The following is a 13,087-nucleotide window of genomic DNA, read 5'->3' as shown; positions in this document are numbered from 1 at the left end:
CAGACTTGATGATACTGATCAATTGGAACTATTTTCTTTTAACCATTTTGTTCGACGCTGGTCGGGAAGATGCTTGATGCTAAAGTGCTCAAAATTAGCCTGGAAGCCATCACCATCCGGTGATGCACCCATCAATCCAACTAATACGGGATGGTTGTCTTGTAGCCATGCGTTTCTCATCATCGTATATTGCTTATCATCAAAAGAATAAAAGAATTCTACGGCATCAAGTCTCCGGATAGCCTTTATCCATATAAAAGGGATTTCTTTGTCTACCGGTATAATGCTCCAGTCACTGGTCCGATGTGTGACAACAGTACTCAGGTTATACTTTCCATCGACAAATTCTATTCCTGCTTTTATATAATTTTCATGATCTATGCGTAGCATAAGACCTGCTTGATCAAAACGAGTTTTATAGTTAGCCGAAATCTTGACCTTCACTTCAAATTCACCACCGCGCTCTGTATAGAAGAAAGGTGCATCATCCACAGTAAATCCATAATGTGATATTCGCCAGTAGTCACTTTTAGGCGTAACAAACATGGACAGCGCGTTGTTGCTGATTGTCCACTCGGTAGGTTCATTAAACCAGATCATCTTGTCCAATTTCTGTGCTGTGACCTGCATGGTAAAGAAAGGAAGCAATGAGGTCGCAAAAAATGTTTTTATGTTTTTCATGATTTTCTTTTAGCAAAGGGTATATTCTTTTTTCTGACGACAAAGATATCGTTGACATACAGTAATTTTCAATACTGATATATAACCATGATTTGAGCCAAGATCTTTAAATGTAATTTATTTGCAATTTAATTGCATTTAAATCTATTGCTACATAGTTGCAATAGTAAAAAGACTTACCTTCGTTTATCTTTATTGTAATTACCAGATTATTGTTAGCTGAATTCAATAAATGCAAGATATTAAAATAAAAAGTCTAAAGACATGGAGTTTTGGGAACGTAATTTTGTGGAAAAAGGAGAGATGTGGGGCGGAAGTCCTGCTCATTCAGCTCAAATAGCAAAAGATTTCTTTCTGACGAAGAATATAAAAGAAATCTTAATTCCGGGATTTGGTTATGGCCGGAATGGTCATGTATTTCTAGAAAATGGAATAAGTATTACGGGAATAGAGTTGTCCAATACAGCAATTCGACTCGCGCGAAAACGTTTCGGATCTCAAACGATTATTTATCATGGGTCGGTTGTTGATATGCCTTTTGATACCAAAAAATACGGTGGAATATTTTGCCATGGGTTAATCTACCTACTCGCCGCTGACGAGCGGATCAAATTTATACATAACTGTTATGAACAATTATCCGACAATGGTTATATGATCTTTACGGCAGTATCAAAACAGGCAAGTATCTATGGACAGGGAACGGCCATAGGCGAAGACCGTTTTGAAATGTTTGGAGGAGTTAATATGTTCTTTTATGACTTGGAATCTATTCAAACAACATTTGAAAAATATGGATTAATTGAAGTCAGGGAAGTGGAAGAGAATTATCCCTTTTATTTTATTACTTGTAAAAAGTAAAACAGACGAAAACAATCCTTGATGAAATTATCCTGATTTATTCAGATGAATGGGTGGGCTAGGGAAATAAACATCAAACTTACGAACTAGCCTAATAAATCTGGTTGTATCATTAATATTTAAAATCAAATTTATAAAGATGGAAAACGATAAAAATTTTGACGCAATTATTATTGGCGGAAGTTATGCAGGGCTCTCAGCAGCCATGGCTTTGGGGCGTTCGTTACGTCAGGTATTGATTATAGATAGCGGTTTGCCGTGTAATAGGCAAACACCACATTCACATAATTTCATAACGCATGACGGCGAAAAACCATCGGTAATAACACAAAAGGCTAAGGAGCAGGTGTTAAGTTACCCAACAGTACGTTTCCAGCAAGGGCTCGCTATAAATGGAAAGAAAAACAATGATGGCTTTGAAATAAGCACAGTAGATGGCGAAGCTTTTAACGCGAAAAAAATAATTTTTGCAACTGGAATAGAAGATGTCATGCCCGACATTCAAGGTTTTTCAGCTTGTTGGGGTATTTCAGTTATCCATTGTCCATATTGTCATGGATATGAATTCAGCGGTAAGAAAACTGCAATTATGGCCAATGGAGAAAGAGCTTTACATTTGGCTTCTCTGGTCAATAACCTCTCAACAGATCTGACAATATTGACCTCGGGAAAAGCTAATTTTGAAGCTGAACAGGCTGCGAAATTGGAAAAGCATGGCATAGCTGTTATTGAAGAAGAGATTGTCAAAATACAACATAAGAATGGATGGCTGGAAAAAGTAGTTTTCGGGGATAACAGCACAAGGGCATTTGATACGTTGTATGCAGCAATTCCTTTTAAGCAACACTCAGCTATTCCTGTCGAATTAGGCTGTGATCTAACAGAACAGGGGCATATTGTTGTCGACAATTTTCAAAAAACTTCGGTTAAGGGAGTTTTTGCTTGTGGCGATAATGCCAGTATGATGCGGTCTATTTCCAATGCAGTCGCCGCAGGTAATCTAGCCGGAGCTATGGTCAATAAAGAATTGGTTGAAGAAAGCTTCTGATAAGATTTCTGCAGATAGCAGCTACAATCAATGTACTTCAGTTTTAATCGGGAAGCAAACTGAGATGGAAGCTTCCTGATTAAAAACGCTTTTGTCAGCCTATGTTACTTAGTCAAAATCGACCGATTATTTTACCTGTTGAATCCCTGCAGTTCTAGTTGCAGTCTCTCTACCCCAAAGTGCAATGGATTCCAATAGGGGGATCAGCGTCTTTCCAAATTCTGTAAGCTCATAATCTACCTTTAAGGGAGCTTTATCGGTATGTACTGTGCGCTTAACCAAACCGTCAGCTTCTAATTCCTTCAGCTGTAGGCTCAATGTACGCTCTGTAATCAATGCACATTCTTTTCTCAGCTCATTATAACGTTTTTTTTCAATTAAATGGATAAGGATGACTGCCTTCCACTTGCCGCCTATATATTTCATTGTCAGGCTTGTACTGCAGGGGTATTGTTTGTTGTCTATCAAATACATCTGTTACTATCAAATTTGACCGTTATTGCAAATATATAGCACTATATTTAGTTTTGCAACTATAAAAAATATAGTTAATTTAAAATTGTATGTTATGGCATTTTTAGAAACAGCAAAAGAACGTTATACAACAAAGAAGTATAATTCGACGGAAAGAATCTCAGCGGACAAGATCGCAGAACTAAAAGAAATACTTCGGTTGAGTCCTTCTTCCATCAATAGCCAGCCTTGGAGGTTTTTCTTTATTTCAGATGGGGAGACAAAAACGAAACTGGCTGAAGCATCTTATTGGAATGCGGAAAAAATTAATGAGGCGAGTCATCTGGTAGTCTTTAGTGCCCTTCATGATGTGGAACGATTTGAAGAGCAGATCAACGGTACACTACCCGAAGGTTCGATAAATTACTACCATCGTTTTTTGAAATCACAGGGAGAGCAGCATGTGCAATCCTGGATGAAACAGCAAGTGTATCTTTCTTTAGGATTTTTTCTCGCAGCATGTGCCGCGAGTCATATTGATGCTACTCCGATGGAAGGTATTGAAAATGATCGTTATGATCATATTTTAGGACTTGAACAATATCATACTTTATTTGCTGTTGCTATTGGTTATCGAAATGCGGAGGACTCAAATCAGCCTAGTATAACAGCCAAGTCGCGTTTGAATATGGAGGATATTATTCGAGCAATATAACTTGTTTGATCGTGATAGGGATGCCCAAAAAGTGCAGTAGCACCAAAAGTTGAACGGATTAAAGCGGATTAATGGAAATAGATCTTTTGCAGAAGAGCTCGGTATTCTACCGGGCTCTTTCCGTCCGCGCTAATTCAATGTTATTGTACTAGCGAAATATTGCATATTTGAAATCCGAAAATATTAAACAGAGGGATATCTATAGACTAATTCACAATTAGGCTTTATACCTTGCATGTTCGCTTTGACTTTGGATAAATCATAGTTTTTGAAAAAAAATAATAATATGGCTCAAAACGTGTTGCTAGAGAGGATGTTGGGATGATTTTTGTTGTGTACGTAAATTATGAGGCAGGAATTGGCAGACAAGATAGCAATGTATAGTAAACGATACGGACTGTTTATGCATCCGGACTATATTAGTTTCGCGCGTGATACCACGAGGTTGTTGCTTCGCAATGAATGCCTACGTATAGGAGATATAAAAATTTATCAGGATTATGTTGCCTCCCACTATCCTGAAGATCTCCCTTGGGAGATGAAACAATATCAAGAAGCAGCCAAGGCACTGATAAGAATGGATAAGGTAGCTGCCATTGCCTGGGTCTCTGCGCATCAGATTAATCTTTTCGAGTCAGATATTTTTATTGATGATGAAGACGCAATTTTACGCCCTATCCAATTCAAGAATGATGATATGCTGCGCTACAACTTTAATACGTTGGAAGAGTTGATTTATAATCATCAGATACCTGAAGATCTATTCCGCAAAAATCAGGCTTATTTTTGGATAGATGCGCGTATTGATTTGCGATAACTTTTTGTTTTTTTTAAATTTTAATTCTGAGATACCTTGTGCCTCAGTGAATTTGGTTATAATGGGTGCAAGTGAAATTGATAACGCTGATTTGTTTGAGTATCCGGGTCTTTTTTGAAAACTAACAATTATTTTGAATCTTCCAGTATCTTTCTTACGTAGTCCACCCATTCTGTATTTTGTATAGTTTGGTCAATATAATAATCTGGTTGTATCCCTTTATTGTCTATAGCCATATTGGGGATTCGGTAACTTTTGCTGAGTGCATAGCCTAATTTATATTCTTTACAAGGTGACTCTACAAAATACATATTCGATATATCCAGTACACCTGAAGTTGTTGTACCAAAGAGCTTTACTTTTTTACTTTGCTTAGCCTCAAGTAAAAATTGCTCCGCAGTACTTCCATTTCCACCATTAATGATGATAGCCACCTGCCTGGGATAGGGGAGTGTTGAATAGCCGGAATCAATACGGACCAATTTTCGGTCTGGCCTAAGATTGACAAATTCCCCCAAATGGTTATTTAAACTATCATATGCAGCCCTGTAGAAAGGAATTTCCATGGGATCTATACCATATTCTTTATAGTTTTTGCAAAAATCTAACATCCGTTGGTTGTTTAATTTTGTGGAGTAAAATGTTACTCCAATGGTACGAATGGGGTTTGTATATAGAAATGGAATAATTTCAGCATAGCTGCCGTCACTGCCACCACCGTTATTTCGGATATCAATAATTAGGTTCTCTATTTTTTCCAACTGCGGTCTATGGATGGCGATAAGGCTATCAATCGTTTGTTTTTGCCTACCGTTAAAGCTAGGGATACGCAACAGAATTGTTTTTGCATTAATCTTTTGCAGATAAGGTTTACCTGTTGAATATGATTTTACAAAATCAGCCTCTAAAGGAGTGTTTTCTACTATTGGATATATTTTTGTATATAAATAATTGCCCAGTTGAAACATATTTTTGCCAATAGGTAGCGTAAACGATATTTTTTCCGGAGTTTTATCTCTAAGATAATAGATACCTTCTGATAATTCATTGTTTAGGGCGAATTTAACGTCACCTAACATCCAATTATCTGCGGTAGAGCTGACTATAATCCCCTTATACCCCTCAGGATACTTTTTGATAGCTACTTTGTAGGGAGGAGAATCCCATATCCCTTCTAGATTTTGTTCTTTTTTTATAGTAAGGTAATTCCTGAACTCGTCTTCCGATATGCTCACAGTAGGATGATTGTTCTTAGTGATAAAACCAGTATCAGAAACTAATGAATCAACATCTTTTCCGTCGATTCGGTTTATTGACAAATGCCCTTTGCGGATAAACTGTAGCCATTCTGACAAGAGCTTTGTGCAATCTAAGTTTGATTTAATTCCCGCTAATTTCTGCTCAATTTTCGCGTTATGCGCCTGATATGCATCCTGTCCCTTCTGATCTAAAGCATATTGAAAACCAGCATCATTTTCCTCAATAATTTTTTTGACCCATTTAAGATTTTCAGCACAATTGCAATTTTGCGCTTGTAGATTGCAGCTGAAAATTAAAATAAAAGCAAATGGCAAAATAAGCTTAAACATATTATTATAGTTTTAAATAACAGTGGAATTACAATTATTTAGCCAAATTCATAGTTTCTTTGTTATGAATTAGATACGTTTTTTATAAATTTTTGAAATGTCCGATGACGGGCATAACTGTTCATTCTCGAACAGTAAATATAAAATTTTTCCAAGGTACCCGGTAAAATGATACCCACTGTCGAAACTAAGAGTGATTGTAAATCGCGATGAAATCACTTGGACTTTATTCGTAATTTCTAATGTTCAGATAAGGGCTGAATAACCAAATAGTTTGGACGAATAGGCAATATAAGCCACAAAAAAGTCCTTCGTTTATACAAAAACGAAGGACTTTTTTGTGGTTTGCATTAGATACGTTACAGCTGTTTTATTTTTATATTTCTAAAGGATACACCTCTTGACCAGTCCTGAAGGGCAAGCTTTCCACTCGTATGTTTACCGAATTCTGGAAAATCTTTGAAGGTACTGTGTTTCACCATGTCTTTCCACTTTTGTGAATTGAAATCCATTTCTGCTGTAACTGCACCATTCAGATAGAATGTGATTTTACCATCTTTCTGTACAATGCTCGATTGGTTCCAGTCATCTTTTGCTTTGGTATTGACAAAATTTTGCTGCGGTAAAAACATGTAGAGACAACCCGCGCGTTTCAACGGTTTATCAAAGTCGGGATGTGAGTCAGCAAGTAACTGATATTCTGGTCCAGAATGATAAGTTGCATTGATGTCAGGCCGCTCTTGTACGTTGACAAAAACACCACTATTGCCTTCTTTTTCAAGTTTCCATTCAAATTTAAACTCGTAATTTTTATAATCGCTGTTGGAAATAAGGTCATATTTTTGACTTTCGTTGTTTGGATCACAGTAGATTGTGCCGTTTCTTACCAGCCAAGCGGTCGGTGCTTTTTTTTCATTGTTGTACGTATGCCAATTGTTCAATGTTGTACCATCGAATAAAAGTTGCCAGCCCTCTTTTTGTTCTTTCTCAGTTAAGGTGTTTGGGGCATTCGCCTCATTTTTACACGAATAGAATAGGCAGCCGATAAAGACAGCAACAACAATTTTTTTGAATAGGTTTAAGTTTATCATTGTTTAAAGTTTGTCGTATATGAAAGTGTTCTTAGGAATTTGATTTACTAAAATAATTTTTAATGTTTACTTTCTTTTATAAATGCAGACACTTATGTGAATTTGTTACATGAAATGCCCATGTGGTTTCTATTTTTCAGCAGAAATAATCAACATCATGGGCCTTCTCAACTCATCTTTCATTGTTGGGAAATTCTCTAGCATTTCTCTACTGGGTTCAGGCTCGACACAAGCGTTTATTTTAAATCCGCTTTTTAGGATACTGCCAATGTAAGACGTAACAGTTCTGTGGTATTTCAGGACAGCATTTCCCAAAAACGTTGTCTCTCTGGAACCTATTAAAAAGTAATTGTCTACCGGCCAATGGAGTTTCTCCCCGTCATTCTTGTAGATCCAGTCCTGTTTGCCCTGTGCAGTAAAAATTGGGTGTTCGACCGAGAATAAAAATTGTCCTTCGGGTTTTAGCCAGTTATAAATATTTTGGCAGCATGTTTCAAAGTCGTTTACATAATGAAAAGCCAAAGAACTTATAACAAGATTAAACTGCTCCGGTTTGAAAGTTAGCGACTCAATTGCATCACGTTGATATTCAATGCTGTCCAGGTTATTGATCTGTCGGGCCTTTTCCAGCATTTTTTCAGATAGATCCACACCTATAACAGATTTTGCGCCATTTTCAATCACATATCGACAGTGCCATCCATATCCGCAGCCTAAATCGAGAACAGTCTTGTCCTTGAGATCTGTGAAAAGTTTCTGAAATTCATGCCATTCGCCAGCTCCTTGTAAGCCCTTCTGTGAGCGATACATTTTGCTATATTCTTCAAAGAATTTAGGGTTGTCGTAGTTATTTTCCTGCATCTATTTTATATCAGCTTACTAGTTAGCCTTTATGGTCCAATTTACATATTATTGCTGTTTTTTAATCTAATTTTAACAGCTAATTCTACACATCAATTCTCATTTTGATAAAATAAGTCTATCATTTTGATAAGGTCTTATCAGTTTAATTTTTACTATTTTATTTTCAATATACTGTTTTTTAGTTGTTTATGTATTCTTTGGAAACTATGGAATACCGTTTGGCCTATAGGGACAAAGCATATAAAATGGAAATGATTAAAAAAATAACAGAATCGTCAAAGAGCCCACCCACCTTGGAGCAGATCTATGGATCAGGGATGACATAATATCCCTGAGAGCGACAAGAAATAGTTTACAAATCTTTACTATTAATCCCCACAATAATGATAACACTCGTACTGATAATCACTGGACTGCTTGGCTTTTGGTTGTTTTTTAAAATGGTTGATTTCTTCGAAAAAATTTAAGAAAACACAAAATAGAACAACGCTTACATTAATGTTAGCCATGAAAAATTTAAAAGAAAATAAGGAGTATTCATCTCCAAACAAATGGTCTATGGACCGCATCGCGAAGGTTGTGATGATCATCTTGATACTTGCTATGATCTATCAACTGTATCTCGGTTAAATTTTGAAAAAAATAACATGCAAAAATTAAATCAATATCGGGTAGGTATGTACCTTATACTTCACTATAGGGAGATTCGTTCGGAAATTAACCTTCTGATTCGTAAACATAATTTTGCCGGAGCATTACAGGCAGTGGTCAACCACCTTCGCGTATTGAGCGCTGATCGTAATATCGATAAATTGTGCCGGCATATCCATTTTCTGGGGACATTATATAACCGAGGTAATCATTATGTCAAATACATGATGGAGAATTTATTTGTACGATCCTTGGCGGGGCTAAAGCGGATCTACTCGGCAGAAGAATGGACAAGGATTGAATACCGTCTCCCCTTGTCTTTTCTGGAAATTCAAAAAAGACAGCAACAGGCAATATATTAATAATAAGACAAATGACAGCTTTATTTATAGTGGCGCTATTGGTTTTTGGATACATTTGTTACGTACTCCTCAGACCCGAAAAATTTTAACAGTACTAAAAAATACCGTAGACGAATTCAGTTTTATCCAAAAGTTCGACAGATTTCTGATGGAAAGAAGGAGATTTCGAATAAGGTAGACAATAAAATCTTTCAAACAACAATTACACAACTGAAATGAATACAGAAATTTTTGGAATCGTTGCAATGTTTATCATCACATTGCTGCTGGGACTTCCACTTGGCAGGTATATCGCCAAAGTATATGCGGGCGAGAAAACAGGGCTTGATCCTGTTTTTCAACCCTTGGAACGTTTATTTTATAAAATTAGCGGTATAAATCCGACCGTACAGATGACTTGGAAGCAGCATTTGGTTGCTCTTTTAACCATAAATTTTGTTTGGTTCCTATTGAGCATGGCCGTATTGATGAATATGAGCCATTTACCTTTGAATCCCGATGGCAACCCGAGTATGTCGGCTGATCTTGCTTTCAATACATCAATATCTTTTCTGGTGAACTGTAACCTACAGCACTATTCTGGTGAAACCGGGGTGAGTTACTTTGGGCAGATCTGGCTGATGTTTCTTCAATTTGTTACGGCAGGTATTGGAATGGCGGCAGCTGCGGTCATTTTTAAAGCATTTAGAGATAAGACCACAACGCAGCTTGGCAACTTTTATGAGTTTTTTCTTAAGTCATGCACGCGGATACTACTTCCAATTTGTCTGCTCATTGCAGCAATTTTTGTCTTTCAGGGAATGCCGATGACGATGGAGGGGAAGGATACCATGACCAATATGCAAGGGGATACTGTGCAGGTGAGCAGAGGACCGGTTGCCGCATTTGTTCCCATTAAACATCTTGGGACAAACGGTGGTGGATTTTTTGGTGCAAATAGCACACATCCATTGGAAAACCCTAACTACCTGACAAACATGGTGGAGATGGTCGCTCAGTTTCTAATCCCTATGGCTATGATTTTTGCGTTTGGTTTCTTTATCCGCAAGCGCAAGTTTGCATGGATGATGTTCGCTGTAATGACCATAGGTTTCCTGATCCTGACAATTCCAAATATAAGGATGGAGATCGCCGGAAATCCAGCAGTGGCACATATGGGAATTGACACTTCTCTTGGCGCCATGGAAGGTAAGGAAGTTCGCATTGGAGCTGCTGCATCTGGTTTCTGGAGTATTGTAACGACCATGATTTCAACAGGGTCGGTGAATTCCATGCACGATAGCTATATGCCATTGTCAGGTATGAACGAACTTATTGCAATGATGGTCAATGCATTTTATGGTGGGGTTGGAGCGGGAATCCTCAACTTCTTTATTTTTATCATATTGGCCGTATTTATCAGCGGATTGATGGTCGGCCGTACCCCCGAATTTATGGGCAAAAAGGTGGAAGCCCGTGAGATGAAGATAGCCATGATCGTGGCGCTGGCCCATCCCTTTCTTATCCTTGTCGGTACAGCATTGGCGACCGCTTTTCCGGCGCAGGGAGCATCTACATTAAACAATCCGGGATTCCACGGTTTTAGCGAGATATTGTATGAGTATACCTCTTCGGCTGCAAATAATGGAAGTGGCTTCGAAGGGCTGGGAGACAACACCTTATGGTGGAATATTTCTACGGGTATCGTGCTGTTGCTCGGACGTTTTATTCCGATCATCGGTCCAGTGGCGATCGCCGGGCTTTTGGCCGAGAAGAAATTTATCCCGGAAGGTGAAGGTACACTGAAGACCGATACAAGTACATTCGGGATGATGGTATTTGCTGTGATCGTTATCATAGCAGCACTATCCTTCTTCCCGGCATTGGCATTAGGGCCGATCGCTGAATATTTTTCCATGCAATAATTAAAATAAAAAAAATTTAGAAATGAGCAATCAACAAACATTGTTTCAGAAAGAACTTGTACAACAAGCGTTAAAGCAATCTTTTGTGAAACTAAATCCTAAGGTAATGTTCCGCAATCCAGTGATGTTCACGGTGGAAATTGGAACGCTGATTATGGCCGCAGTTTGTGTTTGGATAATGACCGGGGAAACCTCACAGGGTGGGCTCGGTTATAATTTCACTGTATTTGTCATTCTGTTCCTGACCTTGCTTTTTGGGAATTTTGCGGAAGCGATAGCCGAAGCCCGTGGAAAAGCACAGGCGGACAGTCTTCGTAAAACCCGTGAGGAGACGCCTGCTAAACTGCAGGATGGCCGGGTCGTTTCTTCTGCACAATTAAAGAAAAATGATGTCTTTGTGTGTCAGGCAGGGGACATCATACCACTTGATGGAGAAATTATAGAAGGGTTGGCGACGATAGACGAAAGTGCCATCACCGGTGAATCTGCCCCTGTCATCCGTGAGGCCGGTGGGGATAAAAGTTCCGTTACCGGGGGAACGAAAGTCTTATCCGACAAAATTGTCGTGCAGGTGACGACAGAACCGGGTGAAAGCTTTCTGGATAAAATGATCGCTTTGGTTGAAGGTGCCAGTCGCCAGAAAACACCGAATGAAATTGCCTTGACGATACTATTAGCGGGGTTCACACTGGTTTTTATTATCGTTACGGTGACCCTCAAGCCATTTGCTGACTATGCCAATGTAGGTATCACGATTGCTTCTTTTATATCGCTTTTTGTCTGTTTGATACCAACGACTATTGGTGGTCTCCTGTCAGCTATTGGTATCGCCGGAATGGATAGAGCATTGCGTGCGAATGTCATCACAAAAAGCGGTAAGGCCGTGGAAACGGCGGGCGATATTGATGTATTGCTCCTTGACAAAACGGGAACGATTACGATAGGAAACCGGAAGGCGACTAATTTTTATCCAGCAAATACGGTTGAAATGGATAGTTTGGTACGTGCCGCTGTTTTAAGTTCTATGGCCGACGAAACGCCTGAGGGAAAATCCATTGTCGAATTGGCGGCAGTAAAACCAGCGAGTTACGGCGTTCAGGAGCCTGTATTTATCAAGTTCACTGCCGAAACACGCAGCTCAGGAATAGACTTTGCCGGCACACGTATCCGCAAGGGTGCGACAGATGCGATACGTAATATCGTGACCAAAGCGGGGAATTCGTTTCCCATCGAAACAGACGAACGGGTGAAGGCCATCTCGCAAAATGGGGGAACACCATTGGTCGTGGCCGAAAACGAACAGGTACTTGGCGTGATCGAATTGCAGGATGTGATTAAACCTGGCATTCAGGAGCGCTTTGAAAGACTGCGTAAAATGGGAATTAAGACCGTGATGGTAACCGGCGATAATCCGCTGACCGCAAAATATATCGCTGAAAAAGCAGGTGTGGATGATTTCATTGCCGAAGCCAAACCCGAAGATAAAATGAATTATATCAAGAAGGAACAGGGCGATGGTCGATTGGTTGCCATGATGGGGGACGGTACCAATGATGCCCCGGCTCTTGCACAAGCAGATGTTGGTGTAGCAATGAATAGTGGTACCCAAGCCGCCAAAGAAGCGGGCAACATGGTAGACCTGGACAATGACCCCACGAAATTGATTGAGGTAGTGGAAATCGGTAAACAATTGCTGATGACCCGTGGTACGCTGACAACTTTCAGTATTGCCAATGATGTGGCCAAATACTTTGCCATTATACCAGCATTGTTTATTACGGCAATTCCAGCACTGCAAGGCCTAAATATCATGCATTTGAACAGCCCTCAGAGCGCGATTCTTTCCGCAGTGATTTTCAATGCGATCATTATTCCGTTATTGATCCCATTGGCGTTGAAAGGGGTCGCTTATAAGCCTATCGGTGCAAGTGCGCTGTTGCGGAGAAACTTACTCGTATTTGGGGTGGGAGGTGTTCTCGTACCTTTTATCGGAATTAAAGTGATCGATCTGCTGGTTGCACTATTTATCTAACATCTTTTAATAAAAATAA

14 protein-coding genes are annotated in these 13,087 nt (G+C 39.1%); 9 read left to right on the top strand and 5 right to left on the bottom strand.

Annotated features, from left to right (window positions below; genetic code table 11):
- Window positions 1-18: 18 nt before the first annotated feature.
- A complete protein-coding gene (locus tag DCO56_RS02415; protein ID WP_181390435.1) occupies window positions 19-681 on the bottom strand; it encodes a DUF1349 domain-containing protein in 663 nt (220 codons plus the stop codon).
- A 264-nt stretch (window positions 682-945) separates the two neighbouring features.
- On the opposite strand from DCO56_RS02415, the gene DCO56_RS02410 reads away from it, so the two are divergent.
- Together DCO56_RS02410 and DCO56_RS02405 are read left to right on the top strand one after the other, a co-directional pair.
- Window positions 946-1,542, top strand: coding sequence for a class I SAM-dependent methyltransferase (locus tag DCO56_RS02410; RefSeq protein WP_108632152.1), 597 nt, complete (start codon window positions 946-948; stop codon window positions 1,540-1,542).
- Window positions 1,543-1,681: 139 nt separating this feature from the next.
- Window positions 1,682-2,590: an NAD(P)/FAD-dependent oxidoreductase gene (locus DCO56_RS02405; RefSeq protein WP_108632151.1), complete on the top strand. Its 909-nt coding sequence runs from the start codon at window positions 1,682-1,684 to the stop codon at window positions 2,588-2,590.
- Window positions 2,591-2,716: 126 nt separating this feature from the next.
- Here DCO56_RS02405 and DCO56_RS02400 read toward each other — a convergent pair whose 3' ends face one another.
- Window positions 2,717-3,016 (bottom strand): winged helix-turn-helix transcriptional regulator, encoded by a 300-nt coding sequence (locus DCO56_RS02400; RefSeq protein ID WP_199768582.1) that lies wholly within the window; start codon window positions 3,014-3,016, stop codon window positions 2,717-2,719.
- A 142-nt stretch (window positions 3,017-3,158) separates the two neighbouring features.
- Here DCO56_RS02400 and DCO56_RS02395 point away from each other — a divergent pair, with 142 nt between their 5' ends.
- Both DCO56_RS02395 and DCO56_RS02390 read left to right on the top strand, forming a co-directional pair.
- On the top strand, window positions 3,159-3,758 hold the full coding sequence (locus DCO56_RS02395) for a nitroreductase family protein (RefSeq protein ID WP_108632150.1): 600 nt from the start codon (window positions 3,159-3,161) through the stop codon (window positions 3,756-3,758).
- A gap of 346 nt (window positions 3,759-4,104) precedes the next feature.
- A complete protein-coding gene (locus DCO56_RS02390; RefSeq protein ID WP_108632149.1) occupies window positions 4,105-4,575 on the top strand; it encodes a hypothetical protein in 471 nt (156 codons plus the stop codon).
- 128 nt (window positions 4,576-4,703) lie between these two features.
- Here the strand turns inward: DCO56_RS02390 and DCO56_RS02385 are convergent, their stop codons facing one another.
- The 3 genes from DCO56_RS02385 to DCO56_RS02375 all read right to left on the bottom strand — a co-directional run bounded on the left by DCO56_RS02385 (window position 4,704) and on the right by DCO56_RS02375 (window position 8,116).
- On the bottom strand, window positions 4,704-6,164 hold the full coding sequence (locus DCO56_RS02385) for a S41 family peptidase (protein WP_108632148.1): 1,461 nt from the start codon (window positions 6,162-6,164) through the stop codon (window positions 4,704-4,706).
- 359 nt (window positions 6,165-6,523) lie between these two features.
- Window positions 6,524-7,255, bottom strand: a complete 732-nt coding sequence (locus DCO56_RS02380) for a 3-keto-disaccharide hydrolase (protein WP_108632147.1) — start codon at window positions 7,253-7,255, stop codon at window positions 6,524-6,526.
- 129 nt (window positions 7,256-7,384) lie between these two features.
- Complete coding sequence (locus DCO56_RS02375) at window positions 7,385-8,116, bottom strand: class I SAM-dependent methyltransferase (RefSeq protein WP_108632146.1); 732 nt, start codon at window positions 8,114-8,116, stop codon at window positions 7,385-7,387.
- 510 nt (window positions 8,117-8,626) lie between these two features.
- Between DCO56_RS02375 and DCO56_RS29825 the strand changes: the two genes are divergently transcribed.
- From DCO56_RS29825 to kdpB, 5 genes are all read left to right on the top strand, one after another.
- Window positions 8,627-8,749 carry a hypothetical protein gene (locus tag DCO56_RS29825; RefSeq protein ID WP_277603204.1) on the top strand — a complete coding sequence of 41 codons (123 nt, stop codon included), beginning with the start codon at window positions 8,627-8,629 and terminating at the stop codon, window positions 8,747-8,749.
- Between the two features lie 17 nt (window positions 8,750-8,766).
- Entirely contained in the window at window positions 8,767-9,132 is a 366-nt protein-coding gene (locus DCO56_RS02370) for a DUF7674 family protein (protein ID WP_146190961.1), read from the top strand.
- An 11-nt stretch (window positions 9,133-9,143) separates the two neighbouring features.
- Window positions 9,144-9,221 (top strand): potassium-transporting ATPase subunit F, encoded by a 78-nt coding sequence (locus DCO56_RS30025; protein ID WP_104383366.1) that lies wholly within the window; start codon window positions 9,144-9,146, stop codon window positions 9,219-9,221.
- 126 nt (window positions 9,222-9,347) lie between these two features.
- Window positions 9,348-11,036 (top strand): potassium-transporting ATPase subunit KdpA, encoded by a 1,689-nt coding sequence (gene kdpA / locus DCO56_RS02360; protein ID WP_108632144.1) that lies wholly within the window; start codon window positions 9,348-9,350, stop codon window positions 11,034-11,036.
- 22 nt (window positions 11,037-11,058) lie between these two features.
- Window positions 11,059-13,068 (top strand): potassium-transporting ATPase subunit KdpB, encoded by a 2,010-nt coding sequence (kdpB, locus tag DCO56_RS02355; RefSeq protein WP_108632143.1) that lies wholly within the window; start codon window positions 11,059-11,061, stop codon window positions 13,066-13,068.
- Window positions 13,069-13,087 lie beyond the last annotated feature (19 nt).

It is taken from the genome of Sphingobacterium athyrii, from assembly GCF_003071065.1.
Taxonomy (GTDB): domain Bacteria; phylum Bacteroidota; class Bacteroidia; order Sphingobacteriales; family Sphingobacteriaceae; genus Sphingobacterium; species Sphingobacterium athyrii.
The sequence above is the reverse complement of the archived record's forward strand: the minus strand, read 5'-3'. Positions and strand labels throughout refer to the sequence as shown.